Genomic DNA, 17830 nt, shown 5'->3' with positions numbered 1-17830 from the left:
TGTCATTTATCGTAATCGGATTGAAAAGTTTGATGATCACTTGATGCTGACCGCAGCAGGATTATGGAACTTCTACTTGATGGCTGCTTAAGAAAATCCCAATTCAAGACCAACATTGCCTCACTCATCTTTTATTTCCCGACAAGTCTAAAGAATCATACGGTTGTTTCCACTAACCAAATCCCCTCACGGGGGCTGAAACTTCTATCCAATCTTTTTCATCTTTTGATAGCTCTGAAGTCTTGAGGGGAGACAAAATACCCTGAAATAGATATATGGCAAGTAGTATAGCAATTTGTGGTAAAAGAAAAAGAGCATTAATTCGCAATAAGCTCTATTTAATGATAATGTTACCAGAATTCTACGAAACAAACCTCAAGCAAGAATTGGGACGTGCAGAATATTTATTACTAAAAATCCTGATAAATTTATTACAATCTCTTAAAACTGTAAGCCTTGAGGCATTGGCTACAGCTTTACCTATTCCAATATTGTTTGAAAGTAGAAGAAAAAAGATTCAACGTTTTTTATCTCTGAACTACATAAATGTTGAAGAAATATGGTTTCCCATAGTTAAAAGCTGGCTAGAAATATATTTTCCTTTAACTGAAGTCGTTTATGTAGTCATAGATCGGACTAATTGGGGATGCATTAACCTATTAATGATTAGTGTGGTTTGGGATAAAAGGTCTATTCCAATATATTTTGAGTTGTTAGACAAGTTAGGTTCGAGTAATTTTGATGAGCAAAAAACTGTTTTCAATAAAGCATTAGCCCTTTTTGTAGCCCCGCAAGGTTTTTCATCTTGCTCAAAGGGAATGGGAGCAGCGATTTCCTGTGGCATTGTCCAAATCCGCACGTCGATGAAGATTTCTTTTAAAGCATTGATTACAGCCTGATAGAAGTCAGCTACGGAGCAAGGAGCCAGTTCGATGGTTCTTGTCATGCCATCGCTTGTCTCAATTAGAAGTTGATGAATCAGAAAATTAAAGGTGATTTGAAAATTACGAGTGCCGTAGGGAATGGTTGAGGTTGTGAGTCCATGCGGCGTGACATACAAAGTTGAGTGCCACCAATGATTGATTTTTGGAGTTAATGCTAACCGGATTTTGCCAACAATCTGAGTCCACAGATGCAGCGTTTCATAAGTATCCTGCCATGCAGCAACAGGTAATGGAAGCCAGATATCAGTTGGTGAACTGTGCAGAATAGCCATGCGCTGTACCTTACCTCTATGCCAAAAATTGATGTTAAATAAACCAATTAAGGTTTATGTAATTGTGCCTCAATGATTTGACTATACCAATTCAGGCTCACTAAATCTCCGATAATGAAAGACAAGCTCCACACCACTGTGGCAATTTGCCAACCAAAGTGATTCAGTTGCAATTTCAATAGATAACAACAAGTAAGGTTGTGTGACAAACACGGCTAAAATCCCTAAAACTGACCTTTGGCGAAAAACTGAGGCAGGCAAACGTTGTGTAGCAATGCTATGTTTGCTACGCCCCCCGTTGGCAATCTTACATTCTTGAGATTCAAGCGAAGAAGACAGTAGTAAATTATACAAGCCAATTAATTTTCTTATTAAAATATGAAGCCATGTACGACCCCAAGGGGGAACGCCGCTTTATTGAGCTTGAAAAAACCCCAAAGCTAGCGCAGATCGTGGAACTAATTCAGGATAGATCGTTGAAGACTGAGATGGAGTCAGAATTGGGGACTTTTGAGATTATATTTTAGACCGTAAGAAAATAGCTGGCACTAAGGGTGAGATTGCTAGAGCCTTGAATGATCGCAATTAGTTCAGGACTAGTTTCATTCAGGAATAAAGCTGTACCATAAGCCAAGTCAGTTGGCGCTGCTCCCAAGTTATAGCTAGAGTAGGAGCCAGACAATTGGAGTGTATCTTCGGTGGCATAGAAATCAGCAATTATAGCGTAATCGCCCAGTCCGGAAGTACTAGTATTATTATCGCTGTAGAAAACACCGAAAGTGGTACCTAAAACAAACTGATCGCTACCACTACCGCCAGTCAAGCGGTCAATTTCAGCAACACCTCTTGCTGCTGTATCTGCTCCTGTAAGTACGTCGCCACCTTCATCCCCAAACAAGCGATCGCTCCCAATGCCACCAAAGACAGAATCATTCCCACGTCCACCATAAAGAAGATCGCTACCACTGTCCCCAAAGATGGAATCGCCACCATCACCACCTGTAATGTAGTCAATTCCGGCATTGCCACTGATAGTATCATTAGCTGCACCACCCGCTTGGGTATCGTTGTCACCAGTACCCAAAAGATTCAGAGCAACAATAACCTTATTGTTTTTAGTGTTGGCATCGTCCTGCCCAGTAAATCCAGCATTGACTACTGTATTCAAATTTAACAGAGTGCTATCGGACTGGGTAAAACTATTGCCTTGGAGTAATTCTGTATAGAGGATATGGGCATAACCATGATTGCCAGCAAAATTCCACTGTCCAGGCTGGAATAAGTCATTTCAGTTGGCATAAACATCTAAAGTAGCCAATTGAGAATCATAACCCAAAGATTCACTAGTATGCAAAGATACAACTCGATTAGCATCACTTGCATCTAAGCGCTCGCTTGCAGCTTTGCCTTCAAACTCAGGCCCTGCGGGGTCGAGTCCTACTATTTGAGCAAGAGAAAGCCCAGTAGCTTCACGGTAGGCAGAGCCTGCCGTACCAGCAATGTGCGCTCCCAAACTATGTCCGATTAGGTTGGTGTAAGTGGGATCTACACCATTATTTATTAAGTAGCTAGCCAATTGATTACCAACATCGCCTGTTCTGGTGGCGGAAGTAGGATACCACAACGAACTAGCTCCTTCCTCCCAATCTAGGAGAATGATATTAGCATTAGACTCACGCTCTCGGATGGTTTGGGTTATGTTTTCCATCCAATCAGCAGCTTTGTAGTTATTACCTACATTGCCACCACTGCTTTGATAACCATGAATAACGACATAAGTCGGTGCCTCAGAAATAATACGCCCAGAACGATTGACAGAACCGTTCCCCCAAATATTAAAGTTGACTTGAACCATCTGAAAATCCTATGATTCTTTTGTTGGTTTTAACCTTGATTTTGGCCAGGACTAATTTAGACGCGGCTGCCCTGCCTCGATCACTAGTCGAGAGGTTGCTTAACTTATATGGTAATCAAAAGAGTGGAAGGGGTAGGGTGTAGAAAACCGCATAATTAAAATCAGGGGTAACAAAATGGACATCCTAAAAAAAGATGGTGAGTGCCTACAGCAGGCAGTTAAGCGATCGCGCTTGGCTTAACCAAAGTATTATTCTCCCGAACTTAACTCAGGTTGGTTCAGAATTGCTTCTAGCAATGCAGTCGGTAAGCTGCTAGTTACCATGTATTTCCACTGAATGCTTAATTAAATAAAAACTTTTAGCTGATGTTATATTCATAATTGTTGCTTTTAAATTACTTAAGCTTCATCATTTAAACTGGATTTAAACTCTTCACTACGGCTTCAAAGTTAACAGCATTTTCTTTACAGCTTCTTGAGGATAATATCATTAGTTTTATCATTGTGATAACAGATCGAATGATTGATATTAGATAAGTAGTTTCAAGTAGAGTTAATTAAATCAGTGAATAAGAAATGGGCTATTAAACGCTTGACAATCAATCTTGCATCAAGCGAAGCAGAGAGGTTAGAAAAATATTGCTCAATAACAGGACGAGCAGCAACGGATGTAATTCGAGAGTTAATTCGTTCTTTAACTGTTGAAGAAACGCCAAACGCAAATTGAAAGGTATGGTTTTAGAGGGTATTTACTCACTAATTAAATGTATAAGTGAATACCAAATTTAAGATAGTAAATCAGTGTGCTACAGAAAGCAAATAGTTACAGAAATGCACTTGGTGGTTCTACGCCTACTTGAGATTATTTAAACGCATTTAAAAGAATTACAAAGAAAGGCGGAAGTACGAAGACAGACGGCAGAAGGAAAGAAGTATTAATAAAACTTTAGTTGTGGGTATAGAGCCGCACTTTAAAAGAAAGAATTATACCGAGCGGAAAGTGCCACGAAGTATAAAGCGTCCTTGTTTCAATCCCACCCTTTTAAGAGTGGGTTCCTTCTGCCTTCTAAATTAACAACAATATTTGGAATAAAAAAATGGATGTTGACTTTCTTTCTGAATATCAGCAGATTCTTAATGAAGCATCTGAGTTTCATTTAGGATATCCCTACAACTTAAAACACGATCATACATTCTTATTACCTTTTCTGAAATACTCAATTAATAACCTTGGGGGAGATTGCTTTACTAAATCGCATTATCGAATTGATTCACGAGATTTTGAAAAAGAAGTGTTGCAATTCTTTGCAACTTTATACCATCTTAAGGATTGGTGGGGATACGTAACTACCAGTGGAACCGAAGGCAACTTGTACGGAATACTCTTAGGGAGAGAAAACTATCCTAATGCTATTTTGTACGCCTCAGCTGCTTCACATTACTCTGTAAGCAAAGCAGCTAGGTTTTTTAGAATTCCATATCACAAGATTGGTGTACTAATACCTTCCGAAGAAATGGATTATAGTGATTTATATGAGCAACTTGTACCTAATGTGCCTGCGATTATTTGCCTTAACCTGGGTACTACTTTTACAGGAGCAATAGACGATATTGAGCAGATTCTCAATGTTCTAGAGATGAAAAAGATCAGCCAATTCTATATTCATGTTGATGGCGCTTTAGGTGGAATGCTTCTTCCCTACTTGCGTTCGCACTGGATTGATTTCAACAGACCTATCAGTTCGCTGTCAATCTCAGGACATAAATTTATTGGTAGCCCTTTCCCTTGTGGCGTTGTTATTACGAAAAAACATTTGGTTGAAGCTCTCACATCTGATATCGAGTATATCGGCGCTCAGGATATGACTATTGGAGGTAGCCGCAACGGACATACTTCACTTTGTTTATGGCATGAAATCTCCAAAAGGCGTTCTAACTTTGGATTAGAAGTAGCTGATTGTGTAGCCAAAGCAGAGCATTTGTGTAAACAACTGAAGTTAAGAGACTTCAATCCATTTCTCAACCCTTATTCAAATACAGTTGTTTTCAATAAACCCTCTAATAATCTTGTGAAAAAGTATCAACTTGCAGTCAGGGGAGATTATGCACATGCAATTATCATGCAAAATCACTACATCAAATTTCTTGATCATTTTGTTGAAGAACTTGTTACAGAACAGTTTGATTTAGCAAAAATAGGTAAAGAATAAAGTAATTCGCCAGTAGCCGGAGTATAAGTAGCAGACGATGCTATTGGCGAAGTTGACTTTTTTTGCGAAAATTTGGAAAAGCCGAGATAGGCTAAACCTAAAAAGTTATTTATCAAATAAATTTTAGGATAAACCGAAATTTATTATTAACTCGCGTGATTATATGGGAACTCTAGCTAACAAGGTTAACCAAAAAGCTTCGCATTACCGATCATGCTCAAACAAGACTATACACCTGTAAGCCAATCTTCATACCCTCACTTAACTAGAAGTCTAAGTACTGTTGAAAGCTGGGGCTTCGGTTTGACAGCTCATATTTCATGGGTAGCATTAGTTCCTGCAATTCATGCTGCTCTTGGTTCACAAGCTATTTTTGTTTGGATACCTGCTGTCATTGTCGGGATGCTGATTAACTATCAGGTCAAGCGTTTAGGAATGCATTTTATTAATGTGGCAGGAGGAACGCCTAACTATGTCAGCCATCTGCTCAAACGCTACCCTGGACTAGCTCGCTATGCTGCAATTGGATACCTTCTTAACTGGGTTTCTTACTTATCAGTTAATACTCTCGTTCTCACTGATTTAATTAGAGTGAATTTAGAATCGCTAGGCATTGCCTGTCCTAAATTATGTTTGGACATTGGCTTTACGCTACTGCCATTTGTAGTGGCGTTTAGTGGTACTCGTGCGCTGAGTATTTTGCATTTATTTTTTGCGATTCCAGCTTTTGGGCTACTAACTACCTTTTGTGTACAAGGTCTTGGCTGGTTAACTTTCTCCAGTGCTAGCCCTGGGTTTTTTCCTAACAGTTGGTCATCTTTGAGCTTCGTGGATTGGGCAAAGTGGTTCTTTTTCGTTTCCTACGCTACTTATAGTTGTGAAACGGCTTCTTCCTTTGTCGCAGATAGCCGTCATCCCAAGCAAACGCTGCGCTTTCTGGATATTGCTGCTTGGATGATGCCACCTATTTTTATCGGCGGGTCTTGGGTGATGATGCGGTTAGCAACAGCGCCAGGTCTGGATGATAATGCTTTTTTGAATCTTGTGGCGGCTTCTAAACCCTTTTGGGGAAACTGGGCCCAAATTAACATCACCTTTCTATTGGTGTCTGCTTCTCTGTTAGGTTCTGCAACAGTAGTTTCTAATTGCCCGAGAATTTTGTATCAGCTTGCCTTAGATAACCATATTTCACCAGTCTTTTCTGCTGTGTCGCGTCGCGGCGTGTTTGTGCCTGCTCTGAGCTTAACTTTGGTGCTTTGCTGCCTTTATCTAATTTGGGCAAATGTAACCCAAATTGTCGCAGTGGGAAATATCGGTTGGTTTGCCTCCTTTATGTTATTGCATTTAGGGCTTTGGTTGGGGCGCAATCGTCCAGAAGTTTTGTTTCCTCGAATATCTTTGGGCATTCTGCTGTTAGAAATTGTGGTTTTATTGGTAGGGGGGATTGCCTGGGGTTGGATAAATTTCCTGATTGGTCTAGCATTTCCGATTGGAATTATCGGAATTGATGCGCTAATCCGCCACGTTAACTTCTCGCCTTTTCATTTAAGTTGGTGGAGGCGGCATTACCGCGTCCGCTCTTCGGTAATTATTAAGGATTCTGTCATACTCCAGGTAAGCATCCTAATTATTTTAATATGCAGTGCAGTCGCAACGGGCTGGTTATTTGGTGCTAACTTGAACACGGCGACAAAAGCTACAGATGAAAATTTATTTGTTGTATTGCTGATGACAGTGGCATTTATAGGAGTAGCTATAGCCTGTTGGACAACCTTACCTCAAGTAGTAGCCATTGCAGAGGCACGAGAAGCTGCCGAACATCTGTTTACTGTTGCCCAGGATGGTATTTTGGTCTTGGATGAGCAGGGTAGTATCAGGCAGGCAAACCCAGCAACCGAATCTATCTTTGATATCAAACCATTTGAGTTGCTAGGAAATCACCTCAGCAAATGGATGTTTGAATTTCCTGACTATCCACAGCAATGGACAAAGCGAAGTGAACACACCCTGTTCCACAAAGCTGGTGTGCGAACTTTGGAAGTTTCTATTTCCGACCGACCGCATCAAGATTTTCAAGAATATGTCGTTATTCTCCACGATATTACTAAACGCAAACAGGCAGAGGAAAGATTACGACAATCACAAGCACAATTACAACAAGAAGCAAAGCTGCTAGCATCTCAACTGGTGCAGAGTGAAAAAATGTCTAGTTTGGGGCAGTTAGTGGCAGGTGTAGCTCACGAAATCAATAACCCCGTCAATTTTATCTATGGTAATTTAACTCCTGCCAATCAGTACACCCAAGATTTACTTGAACTGCTGCAACTATATCAGCAATACTATCCTAATCCAGTAACCCAAATCCAAAAGCAAGCACAAGCCATAGATATTGATTTCTTAATAGAAGACCTACCAAAGTTACTAACTTCTATGAGAATTGGTGCTGAAAGAATTACAGAGATTGTACGATCTTTACGTAACTTTTCCCGCCTAGATCATGCAGAGATGAAGGCGGTAAATATTCACGAGGGTATTGATAGTACCTTGATGCTCCTAGAGCATCGCCTCAAAGCTACAGTTAATTATCCAGCGATTAAACTCATTAAGAAATACAGCAATTTGCCATTGGTAGAATGTTACCCCGGACAACTCAATCAGGTGTTTATGAATATTCTTGCAAATGCAATAGATGCTTTAGAAGAATCGATAGTCCATGAAAAAACTACTAATATTCCCCAAATTTGCATTTTTACTAGTTTCATTGCTAACCAACAGTTAGTAATTATTTCTATTGCTGATAATGGTTCTGGTATCCCGGAAAAGATTCAAAAGCAACTGTTTGACCCCTTTTTCACGACAAAACCAGTCGGAAAAGGCACAGGTTTAGGCTTATCTATTAGTTACCAAATAATTACTCAAAAGCATCAGGGAACATTAGAATGTATTTCCTCTCCTAATAAAGGTACAGAATTTATAATTACAATTCCCTTAAAGCATTCATTAAAAACCAAACGACTAGACCCTTTCTGATTCTTTATGTACGCGATGCCAAGTTTTTGACTACAATAGACATCTTGCAAAAGTAACAAATGCCAAGATATCGGGGAAAGGGAAAGGGGAAATTCCATCCCTTTCCCCTTTCCCCCACAAATGCCAAGAAGTTTACAGTATTGATTGACGCATCAACAGTTATCTTTAATTGTAATGGTGCAGGTAAACCAACTCACTTATGAGCCGAGTCATCGCAGCTTTTAACCAGGCGGGAGGTGTTGCCAACTTCCTTTGACGGTTACAAATCAAAATCAAGGCTGAATGTTTCCGGTTCAGAATCTTCTTCTTTCTCCTGTGCAAATGGAGTTGGAGTCCAAGACGTGAGTTGGTTTGACTCAGTATTAATCGGAGTGTTTGCTATTTGTTGTACAGGTAACCCAGCCTTAATGAAAACAAAATAGCAATCAACTATAAAGTAAATCGTGTCCAGGTAACTTTTATCTAGTTTTTGCGATTCTGCAAAGATGCGCTCCCGGTAATTATCTTTGAGGCGAACTTTTTCCGGTGCTAAGTCTTTTTTATCTACCATTGTTATAACTTCACTTTCCAGATGTGCCCGTTAGATTTTTGCTGCTAATGGTCTTTGCCATCTCTAAAAGCCCAGAGACATTGGCTTCTACCGGATTGTCCAGGATTTTGAAGCCGTTTTTCTCCAACAGCTTCTTGAACCCTGGTAAAAGGCAACCTCCACCAATCGCCCAGATTTCATCCCCCTGGTGCTTGGCATCAAGTGTCAGATTCACCACTTTCTTCAAGTATTTTTCATACCAATCTTTCAAACAAGTACTGTATACATCTTTGATATCGATGTCACGGCTATACCTGGTATGCCCCATTTCCAAACAAAATCGGATTTTGGATGGATCTCCGATTTTTCCGCCATTTAAATGTTTCATTTTTTGGGAGATATCATCGATGAGAACTTCTACACCGATGGGGTAAGCAGTGTGAACTTCTCGTTTTCCTTGGTTGTAACGAGAATACAAAGTCGTACCATTGCCAAAGTCTAAAATGGTTAGCTTTTTCGGTAGTGGATGCCCAAACAATGCACCCATTCCCTCTAGTACGACTTTCAGCACTTCTACTTTCACGTCTGATTGCTTGCCAGCAAGTAAAGGCTTATATTCTCCATTGAGTACTTTTTGTAATTCTTCAGCCAGACCGACATCATGTAAGCTGACGACTAATTTTAAGTGCCAAGCCCTACGGTGTGGTAGATGTGCCAATGCACCCAATAAAGTCAACAATGCGTTGTTGACTTTATTTTCATTATTGTCTGTGTTGCGGTCAAAATAATTCCCTGTTCGGTAAGCTGACTCTCCAACTGTATAAGCAGTACCGTTAAAAATTACTCGTCCAGGTACATCTTCCATTTCTACTGTGGAAATATAACTCGGCACACGAACTACTTCAAACCCTTCGACTAAAAGTTTGAGGCTTCCGTAACCGTTATCGAAACCAGCAGGAAAAATTCTTTGTAACGTGTGAATGTTTGACATAAATACAAAGGTAATAGACTTTGATTTGTGAAAATTATCTGTTCAGGTAATTTGGGGGAGCAGAGGGGCAGAGGAGCAGAGGAGAGAATTAAAACAGTTCTTAGTGTTTACTATTTACTGTTCAAAATGGAGAACTCTGACCTTCAGCAGAATAATTAGTTTTTCTTACACCGATAACTATAATTGTTAATGCAAACAATTTTCTCTTGCTCCCCTGCTCAAGAGCCTTTTTTTCTCCAGACTCAAGAGTTTATCATAACCCCTTGGGGGCTAAGTGGGGTACAAAATATCAACCAGTCAAATATACCCTACTTATCACCTATATACACCCTATATAGGGGTTAAAATGTCCCTAAAGTCCTGAACTATTGTTGGGGTATATATAGCCCCTATATATACCCCATGAGTACTTTTTAAAATCTTTCCATATAACGAATAAAAAAAAGCAGTCGATGCATATTTTACTTTTCTGCCCAAGGTGAAGGTATCGCCGTAATCGAAAGCACTTCCCTTGCTTGCAGTCGAATCGCTGTTTGCTCACAGTTGGGGCATTTTACCTTTATGAAAATCACTCTTTGGTCGTCCTTTGTACTCGCCCATTACGGGTTCCCCGGTGTACTCGCTAACTATCCCCTGCTTGCAGTGGTAGCACTCGAATAAGCTGTTAAGCATTTAATTTGCACATTGAGATCGCAGGGGCGCAGGGGCGCAGGGGGCAGGGAGCAGGGGAGAGGGTTTGCAGCTTTTATCACCATAAAAATGTTGCAATTTAAATGACGATTAGCTTATCACACGCCCTATCTCCGAGTTGCAATCCAGGGATTGCATGTGCTGACAGGGTTCTGAGGATTTTGAGTTTCCACCACGGCTTTTTTGTGAATGTTGTGCCGAGTGTGGATGTGGCAAGTCATCATTAGCGATCGCCGACGTTACTTACATTTTGGGTCAACTCTACTGGCTCATCAGTTATATTTAGCGACTGTCCCTCTGACTGATTTATAGCAAGGATCTGCTTTGGTTTGGAACCTAAATTGTTAGGCTTAGGTTGTTGTGGCTTGGGTGGTCTACGAGTGGATTTCATATATACCCGTCTTTGAAGTAACTCTGTAACAGTAAGGGTTATGGACTTTACTTTACTTCAAATGTTTCATCTTTACAAGCTTGAAAGTTTTCAAAAATACAGTTTTACATTTAGTCAAGTTTTCAAAAGTGCAACTTTAAAATTAAATAAATATTCAACTTAACAAATTTACATTTTTTTAACTATGCATTTACACAGAAAGTCAATGTGTTATGTATAATGTGTTGCAACTTTACAGCATGGACAAAGTTCAGGTTTTTCAAAATGCACACTGTCAGCTCTATATCTTTGGCTGGGGGCCAGGGAAAAACTACAGTAGTCTTGTTCGTAGCAAGATTACTAGCTTTTCAAGGACACACTGTTTTGCTTGTTGATGCTGATCCTCAAAGTAGCTTAACGACTTTCCTGGGGCATACAGTAGAGCCAGATAATCCAACACTCCTAGAAGTTCTAAAAAAACAGGTTAATACAGAAGACGGAATTTACAAGACACAACACGACAATTTGTTTTTAATTCCTTCTGATGACGCACTGGATAACGTACAAGACTATCTTGCTGGTAGTGGAACAGGTGCTTTTACGCTCAAAAGACGCCTAGCTTCAGTTGCTAAACTATTTGACTATTGTATTGTTGATGCTCCTCCGCAGCGATCGCAAATTTGTTTGACAGTGATTGGTGCAAGCGACGCTTTAATGATTCCAATTGAAACTTCTGTTAAAGGCTTACAGTCTCTAATACGCACGCTAGAGCTAATTGCTGAACTTCGGGATGATCAAGAAGCATTTAATGGTGAAATTCTCGGTGTAATTCCTTTCCGTGACCGATGGGTAGGCTTACGCCGCACAACAGAAAGCGAAAGTAATATTGAGTCAATGAAACAGATAAGTACCGAATGGTTAGAGTCTGATCTGGTACTGCCATCAATTCGAGAGTCAGAAAAGTTTAAACAAGCCATTAATAAAGGGCTGACTTTGCATCAGATGAACCAGGGTGACTTAGCATATCCAATTGAAGTAATAGTCGAAAAAATTAAAAGGTTAAAATAAAACGTTATGAGTGACGTTAATGATATTCGCTCTATCCTCACATCTAAGTCACGAGCTAAGGTAGCTCCTCGTGATCCATCTTTAGGTAATAAACGCTCTACTCCAGAGAGTGAACTACTGGTTGAAGTTGATGATGAAATACTTGAAACTGAAATAGATACATCTACTACATCTGCTACATCTGAAGATTTATCAGGATTACAGACAGAACTAAAGAACCTTCCTACTGTTGGCAAACGCTTGGCTGTTCATTTAGAGCAGGGAATTAGAGAAGATTTAGTTAAGTTATGTGATAGCAACGATATTACACCAGAGATTTTAATTGAAGCTGCGATCGCTTTGTTGCAAGAAAAACCTAACTTGAAGTCAAAAGTTCTAGCAGATGCCAAAGTACGATTAGCGAAACGCAAACGTGCTGGATTAGTACGGCGTACTTTGGCAATGATGCAAAAATATGGTGGCAGTTAGTTTAAAACGGATCGCAGAAGCCGCCAGACTGAATATGATTATAGTCTTGGGATTGTGAGCGGAGATCAAAATTTGCTCACTTTATCCCTGTTATCATTCAGTAATTTGATGCCGGAGCTTGGATCTCTGTAATTACAAGAAAGCACTGCCCTTGTGCGATCATACATAGAGAGTGATTCCGGTAAGCCGTTGTCAGCTTACCGCGCAACTTACGTCAACTATTCCACATTCCAACCATCAAACAGATTCGGCTGATCTATTCCATACTGCCGCTGCACCAGCCGCCTTAGTTCTGTCACCGAGTTAGCCGACTTCATCAGAACCAGGACTGATATCACATGGGGAGATAACCTCTCCTTCGTTTCTTTCGACAGCATTTGGTGTATTTTGTACTTCCTCCTCCCGTTAGGCAAAATTGGATTAACGATATCGAGCTTGGCCTTTTCTTCGGGAGTCATCCAGTTGTAGACAAACTCCCAATAATATTTGCCATTTTGTATGTGCTTTTTATGTAGCTTGCTTATCCGTGCTAGATTCTCCTCAAATTCAGTCTCGAAGAGTCTCGTCCAAGGGCGGGGCGTATCTAAGATGCGAGAATCGTCTATGCGCCGTTGCTCAACTGTCCGCGACGCTCCCCAGACTTGATCGAATCTGCTAGTAAGTGAGTCTTCAGATAAGGCATCAATTAACCTTCGAGCTTGTGCATTTCTTTTCGTGTCGAAATAGCGCCAGATTATTCTGGCATCCTTTACTGATATAGTTTCAGCACGGGTTCCCACGCCATTGACGGTATATTCCGCAAAAAGGGTAACATGATTTAGTCCTTGTTTTACAAGGTTTTGATAGACTTTGGGTGCTTTAAAAGGTAACGTGATTAGCCAGTTACGATTGATACCAATCGTTGAAAGGATTTGATTTTGGGACATCCGGTACTCTTCCGTCTCAACAATCCTAATGGCATCAAACCGATATTTGCCAATGTACAACTCAACGGCTTGGGCAGGTGTGAAGTCTTTCTTAGCCATGATTGGTTTCTCCACAAAAATTTCATCAATTTCTCGCGGAGCGTTTGCATGGTAGATTGCACTTCCCCTAGTGTTATGCCTGAAGTCCAGCTTCACCTCAAGTTGTGCTAAAGTCTCATGGCTATAGCGTTAACATATAACTTTTACTTCAACAGAAAATCAACTATGCAAAAAACTTGGAATCTAAAAGTAGACAGCTATTTTCAAGCCAGCCCAAGTTGTCTGATAGCCACTGCCCATGTAGATAGTTTCCCCACAGATAGGAATATTAAAAATTGTCATGAGAGGATACTAAACTAACTCTCATTACTTTGTGTCCTTCAACTATTGATGCGAACGCTCAAAAAGCGGATACTGTTGGTGAAAGTGTTACAAACGTCTAAACAAAAGTGTTACAACTAAAAGCCGCAACGACAGATTGAAGGTTTGAGCTTAAGTAATACTTGAAAATACAATTATGTATTATATTCGCCAACAGTATCCCCACCGTAGGTGATCGCGTGGTTTGAGTAGGCGCAAAAAAACTAGAGCGGTAAAACTTGCTAGAGTAGATTTCTAATGATTGAAATAGGCGTAAATAGGTAAACCAAAATTTTCAATAATAACGAATTTACTAGGTTTAAGTTTTTGCTCTAGCTAGTTTTGCCACGCTAGAAAAAAACAGGATTGTAATTGCGATGTCAGGTGAGGTGGTGTACACTCCATCAGCTGAGGCAGTTGCGGTTACGGAGATGATGCGGTGGTTTCCGGTGCGGGAGTAGAGTTTTGTGTCTGCCTAAAATGTGAAATGTTTGAGTGAGGCGATGCCTTCTCTTTGAGGGACATTAGCGTCAACGGCAACGTCTTCTTATGTTTTCGACCGATTAGAAAAAACTTGGTTTGGTGATATTTCAAAACAAGAGTTAATTCGATGGTCGTAACTCGGCTTTAATTCGTTTAGCAATCCTGATAGCTTCACGCCGAATCTGCTCAGTGTCTACCGTAAGTACCTTACGTCCAGACATAAGAACTTTTCCATCTACAATTACAGTATCAACATCTTGGGCTTTGGCTGCATAAACCAGATGGGAAATCACATCGTAAACAGGAGTCAGGTGTGCGGACGTGAGATCTACTTGAATTAAGTCTGCTTGAAGTCCCTCCTTAATTGCGCCAATTTTATTTGCTAAACCGAGAGCTTCTGCACCTCCCAAAGTTGCCATCCGTAAAACTGTCTTGGCTGGTAAAACGGTGGGGTCGAGAGTTGTACCTTTATGAATGAGGGCGGTAAGACGAATCGCTTCCCACATATCTAAATCATTATTCGATGCAGCACCATCCGTACCCAGACCAACTTTAATTCCCGCCCGCAACATTGCTGGAACTGGTGCAAAGCCAGAAGCCAGCTTCAAATTTGATTCAGGATTATGAATGACACCAACACCACGTTGTGCCATCAGAGCGATTTCACTTTTGTTAGGCCAGACTACGTGAGCAGCAAATACTCGCGGCTCTAAGAAATCAAGATTTTCTAGGTGTTGTACTGGGGTGGCATTATAGCGTTGTTGGATGTCTTGAACTTCGGTTTGTGTTTCTGCAAGGTGGATTGTTAATGGCACATCATATTGACGTGCCGACTGTATAGCCTGTGTTAAATGCTCCGGCGATACTGTGTAAGGTGCGTGTGGTGCAAGGGCTGGAATAATCCTTGTGTTCTTACCTTTCCAACGTTTGACGAAATCTACTGCTGCGGCAAACGCATCATCCCAGCCTTGGAAACCAGGGCTGGGGAAATCTATAGACGAACCTGTAATCACAGCCCGCAAGCCACATCGCTCAACTACTCTAGCAGCAACATCCGGATAGAAGTACATATCAACAAATGTTGTAGTGCCACCACTAATCATTTCCCAACAAGCCAGTTCTTCTCCAACTTGGACAAAGTTTTCGTTAACGAAGCGTTTTTCTGCGGGAAATATGTAATTTTGTAGCCAATCTTGTAAGCTTAAATCGTCCGCTAAACCGCGAAACAAAACCATTGCTGTATGAGAGTGACCGTTAACTAGCCCTGGCATGAGTACCATACCTTCGCCAGGTAATCTCTTAGCGGCTTTGTAAGATGTCAGAATTTTATCTTGTGTATCTACAGCAACAATTTTGCCGTCCTTGATCGCAACTGCACCATGTTTAATTATCGGTTGTGCGTCATTCATCGTGACCACAAAATCACCGCTGACAATCAATTCTACTTGCTGTCTGTCTTGATTGCTCCAACGATAATTATATTGGGCGAGGGCTACTTGACCTGTAAAGGCAATAAACACTGTACAGACAAATAAAATGAGTAGCCTGTAGTATTTTGGAGGCTGGCGTTTCACACTATTCTTCCTCACTAATTTTTGTTTGTCGTGAAAAAATATGTCTAATTCTTAACCTAGAATTAAACAGTAATTTTACTGGCACTAATCAATATACAGATAACCTCAAATATTTCTGATAAATATTTATAACAGGAGTATTTCTGTTAAATTTCCAAGCGCATCAAAACTGACAGGCAGCGTTGGTGCGTGGAAAATGCTTAACGACTGGGGGCAAAGACTGCCGTTTCTCAAATCTCCACCATTAGAAGTGCGATCGCGCTTCTTGAGAAACTTCGAGCTAATCGATGTCTGCCGTCATAGTCAGAAAACTTGGTATGAGGCGAACTGATTCACTGTCAACCTTGAGAACGTCGAAGCCCTATGGAATCGCATTTGTCAAAATCAGCAGATTGATGTAGGCAATTTGAACATATTGATCTGCTCACAACAAGGAGCTTTGTTAGCTATCAAACAGGCACATAAAGTTCGCTATTTTTCAGGAAATAAGTTAACCTCCGTTGATCAGTCGGAGGCTAAGAATAAAGTATTAGTAAAAGAGAAAGAGAGAAAGGACATTTTTATCCCTTTCACCTTTTAGCTTCTTAGTTTTATGCAGTTTTACGTGGTCTACCTGGCTTGCGCTTGCCTGAATAATTTACATCAGCCTTTTTAGTTTTCGGTGACTTTTTGGCAGGATTGTTAGCTTTGTTTGAACGAGTAGTACGTTTTGGTTGTAGCGAAACTTCTTTAACTGGAGGCAGTAATCTCAATGTACTTCTTGCAGAAGTGGGGTAAAGGGAAAGGATGGAATTTTGTCTTTCCCCTTCATTACTTGTACGGTGAACAACTTCATCCTCTAACGTCCAAGGATCTGGCAATTTTTCAAAAGTCCGAGCTTGTGATGTGATTACTTTTGATACTGATGGGATTGTAGAAGCGGCTATATTTAGATTGCTAACTGAAACTACATTACTAGCGTAAGCAGCCGATACAAATAGTCCGTTAATGAACTGGAATATAACGAGAGTAACAAATACCCAAAAGATGACTACGATTGTCAAAGTGAGTAGAGATTGCGTATCCATGATTATTTCTCAACTAAGTATTTGTAATCTTCAACTGATTTACACAGAGCGTTTTTAAGCCTTGTTCAAATGTGAAGCGAATTTGAACAGATCCTCTCTTCAAGAGAGGACTTTATTCTAAAATTAGCGTAGCGTTTCTCTGATTTAACTCAGCCAAATTTCTCCACTACTTTAAAGCTTAGTTATAAAATAAACCAGTTTTTAGTATTTACCTATTTGAAAATTTCAAGTATTATACTTATAAATTTGTTTTACAAAGATAAATATTGGGTTAAATCTATGGTTAAGATTTGGTTTGTTAGCTAATTTTTGAAATAAAACATTCTATTCAAACGAAAAATAAAAGTATTCGTCACAATTAATTGAAAGTATGCCCAGCCCAACTACCGACTTAGTTCGCACCTACCTCAAAGAAATCGGACGCTACCCTCTGCTAACTCCTGACCAAGAAATTACAAACGCTAGGCTTGTGCAGCAGATGATGGCGATTGAAGAACAGCGCTTAAGCCTCGCACTCCAACTCAACCGGCAACCAACTGACTTGGAATTAGCTACCTCGCTTGGGCAAAATGTAGCTGAACTACAATCAGTTATTCAACAAGGTCAAAAAGCTAAACAGAAAATGGTGACAGCTAACCTGCGGCTAGTGGTTTCTGTTGCCAAAAAGTACCAGAACCACAATTTAGAATTTCTCGATTTAATTCAGGAAGGTACACTCGGTTTGCAAAAAGGGGTAGAGAAGTTCGACCCTAACAAAGGCTACAAGCTCTCAACCTATACTTACTGGTGGATTCGTCAGGAGATCACACGCGCAATTGCAGAAAAATCTCGTACTATTCGATTGCCAACCTATCTAACCGAAATACTTAATAAAATCAAGAAAGTACAGCGAGAAAGCTTTGAAAAACTTGGTCGCCATGCTACTGTCACCGAAATTGCTGAAGAATTAAATTT

The 17830-nt window shown here is 40.3% G+C and carries 16 protein-coding genes and 2 pseudogenes; 8 read left to right on the top strand and 10 right to left on the bottom strand.

Annotated elements, in window-relative coordinates; all coding sequences use genetic code 11:
• Positions 1-347: 347 nt before the first annotated feature.
• Positions 348-749 (top strand): annotated as a pseudogene (locus H6G26_RS30770) (IS4 family transposase); the annotation flags it as partial.
• Between the two features lie 53 nt (positions 750-802).
• Here H6G26_RS30770 and H6G26_RS30765 read toward each other — a convergent pair.
• From H6G26_RS30765 to H6G26_RS30750, 4 genes and pseudogenes are all read right to left on the bottom strand, one after another.
• A pseudogene (locus H6G26_RS30765) lies at positions 803-1216 on the bottom strand (DUF5996 family protein); the annotation flags it as partial.
• An 81-nt stretch (positions 1217-1297) separates the two neighbouring features.
• Positions 1298-1570: a hypothetical protein gene (locus H6G26_RS30760; protein ID WP_190734312.1), complete on the bottom strand. Its 273-nt coding sequence runs from the start codon at positions 1568-1570 to the stop codon at positions 1298-1300.
• A gap of 169 nt (positions 1571-1739) precedes the next feature.
• A complete protein-coding gene (locus tag H6G26_RS30755) occupies positions 1740-2384 on the bottom strand; it encodes a calcium-binding protein (RefSeq protein ID WP_190734310.1) in 645 nt (214 codons plus the stop codon).
• Between the two features lie 120 nt (positions 2385-2504).
• A complete protein-coding gene (locus tag H6G26_RS30750) occupies positions 2505-3071 on the bottom strand; it encodes a hypothetical protein (protein WP_190734308.1) in 567 nt (188 codons plus the stop codon).
• A gap of 556 nt (positions 3072-3627) precedes the next feature.
• On the opposite strand from H6G26_RS30750, the gene H6G26_RS30745 reads away from it, so the two are divergent.
• The 3 genes from H6G26_RS30745 to H6G26_RS30735 all read left to right on the top strand — a co-directional run bounded on the left by H6G26_RS30745 (position 3628) and on the right by H6G26_RS30735 (position 8311).
• On the top strand, positions 3628-3798 hold the full coding sequence (locus tag H6G26_RS30745; protein ID WP_190734316.1) for a CopG family transcriptional regulator: 171 nt from the start codon (positions 3628-3630) through the stop codon (positions 3796-3798).
• A gap of 370 nt (positions 3799-4168) precedes the next feature.
• The gene (locus tag H6G26_RS30740; protein WP_190734306.1) at positions 4169-5281 is read left to right on the top strand and encodes a histidine decarboxylase; all 1113 of its coding nucleotides are present in this window, start codon (positions 4169-4171) and stop codon (positions 5279-5281) included.
• Positions 5282-5494: 213 nt separating this feature from the next.
• A complete protein-coding gene (locus tag H6G26_RS30735) occupies positions 5495-8311 on the top strand; it encodes an ATP-binding protein (protein WP_190734304.1) in 2817 nt (938 codons plus the stop codon).
• Positions 8312-8570: 259 nt separating this feature from the next.
• Here the strand turns inward: H6G26_RS30735 and H6G26_RS30730 are convergent, their stop codons facing one another.
• From H6G26_RS30730 to H6G26_RS30720, 3 genes are all read right to left on the bottom strand, one after another.
• Entirely contained in the window at positions 8571-8861 is a 291-nt protein-coding gene (locus H6G26_RS30730; protein WP_190734302.1) for a hypothetical protein, read from the bottom strand.
• A 10-nt stretch (positions 8862-8871) separates the two neighbouring features.
• Entirely contained in the window at positions 8872-9831 is a 960-nt protein-coding gene (locus tag H6G26_RS30725; protein ID WP_190734300.1) for a hypothetical protein, read from the bottom strand.
• Between the two features lie 913 nt (positions 9832-10744).
• Complete coding sequence (locus H6G26_RS30720; protein ID WP_190734298.1) at positions 10745-10912, bottom strand: hypothetical protein; 168 nt, start codon at positions 10910-10912, stop codon at positions 10745-10747.
• 264 nt (positions 10913-11176) lie between these two features.
• Here H6G26_RS30720 and H6G26_RS30715 point away from each other — a divergent pair, with 264 nt between their 5' ends.
• Together H6G26_RS30715 and H6G26_RS30710 are read left to right on the top strand one after the other, a co-directional pair.
• Complete coding sequence (locus H6G26_RS30715; protein WP_190734296.1) at positions 11177-11959, top strand: ParA family protein; 783 nt, start codon at positions 11177-11179, stop codon at positions 11957-11959.
• 6 nt (positions 11960-11965) lie between these two features.
• On the top strand, positions 11966-12427 hold the full coding sequence (locus tag H6G26_RS30710; protein ID WP_190734294.1) for a hypothetical protein: 462 nt from the start codon (positions 11966-11968) through the stop codon (positions 12425-12427).
• A gap of 218 nt (positions 12428-12645) precedes the next feature.
• Here H6G26_RS30710 and H6G26_RS30705 read toward each other — a convergent pair whose 3' ends face one another.
• Both H6G26_RS30705 and H6G26_RS30700 read right to left on the bottom strand, forming a co-directional pair.
• Complete coding sequence (locus H6G26_RS30705) at positions 12646-13452, bottom strand: P63C domain-containing protein (protein WP_190734292.1); 807 nt, start codon at positions 13450-13452, stop codon at positions 12646-12648.
• A 902-nt stretch (positions 13453-14354) separates the two neighbouring features.
• On the bottom strand, positions 14355-15809 hold the full coding sequence (locus tag H6G26_RS30700) for an amidohydrolase (RefSeq protein WP_347242526.1): 1455 nt from the start codon (positions 15807-15809) through the stop codon (positions 14355-14357).
• 196 nt (positions 15810-16005) lie between these two features.
• On the opposite strand from H6G26_RS30700, the gene H6G26_RS43925 reads away from it, so the two are divergent.
• Complete coding sequence (locus H6G26_RS43925) at positions 16006-16140, top strand: hypothetical protein (RefSeq protein ID WP_277883930.1); 135 nt, start codon at positions 16006-16008, stop codon at positions 16138-16140.
• Between the two features lie 259 nt (positions 16141-16399).
• Here H6G26_RS43925 and H6G26_RS30695 read toward each other — a convergent pair whose 3' ends face one another.
• Complete coding sequence (locus tag H6G26_RS30695) at positions 16400-16876, bottom strand: hypothetical protein (protein WP_190734290.1); 477 nt, start codon at positions 16874-16876, stop codon at positions 16400-16402.
• A gap of 370 nt (positions 16877-17246) precedes the next feature.
• On the opposite strand from H6G26_RS30695, the gene H6G26_RS30690 reads away from it, so the two are divergent.
• A partial coding sequence (locus H6G26_RS30690) for a sigma-70 family RNA polymerase sigma factor (protein ID WP_190734288.1) occupies positions 17247-17830 on the top strand: 584 nt, incomplete at its 3' end.

The organism is Nostoc sp. FACHB-888, from assembly GCF_014696655.1.
Taxonomy (GTDB): domain Bacteria; phylum Cyanobacteriota; class Cyanobacteriia; order Cyanobacteriales; family Nostocaceae; genus Nostoc.
This window is presented reverse-complemented; position numbering and strand designations above follow the sequence as displayed.

Excerpts from the sequence above, each read along its gene's own strand:
- H6G26_RS30750 (WP_190734308.1), bottom strand. The coding sequence starts at position 3,071 with ATGGTTCAAGTCAACTTTAATATTTGGGGGAACGGTTCTGTCAATCGT.
- H6G26_RS30740 (WP_190734306.1), top strand. The coding sequence starts at position 4,169 with ATGGATGTTGACTTTCTTTCTGAATATCAGCAGATTCTTAATGAAGCA.
- H6G26_RS30735 (WP_190734304.1), top strand. The coding sequence starts at position 5,495 with ATGCTCAAACAAGACTATACACCTGTAAGCCAATCTTCATACCCTCAC.
- H6G26_RS30730 (WP_190734302.1), bottom strand. The coding sequence starts at position 8,861 with ATGGTAGATAAAAAAGACTTAGCACCGGAAAAAGTTCGCCTCAAAGAT.
- H6G26_RS30725 (WP_190734300.1), bottom strand. The coding sequence starts at position 9,831 with ATGTCAAACATTCACACGTTACAAAGAATTTTTCCTGCTGGTTTCGAT.
- H6G26_RS30720 (WP_190734298.1), bottom strand. The coding sequence starts at position 10,912 with ATGAAATCCACTCGTAGACCACCCAAGCCACAACAACCTAAGCCTAAC.
- H6G26_RS30715 (WP_190734296.1), top strand. The coding sequence starts at position 11,177 with ATGCACACTGTCAGCTCTATATCTTTGGCTGGGGGCCAGGGAAAAACT.
- H6G26_RS30710 (WP_190734294.1), top strand. The coding sequence starts at position 11,966 with ATGAGTGACGTTAATGATATTCGCTCTATCCTCACATCTAAGTCACGA.
- H6G26_RS30705 (WP_190734292.1), bottom strand. The coding sequence starts at position 13,452 with ATGGCTAAGAAAGACTTCACACCTGCCCAAGCCGTTGAGTTGTACATT.
- H6G26_RS43925 (WP_277883930.1), top strand. The coding sequence starts at position 16,006 with ATGCTTAACGACTGGGGGCAAAGACTGCCGTTTCTCAAATCTCCACCA.
- H6G26_RS30695 (WP_190734290.1), bottom strand. The coding sequence starts at position 16,876 with ATGGATACGCAATCTCTACTCACTTTGACAATCGTAGTCATCTTTTGG.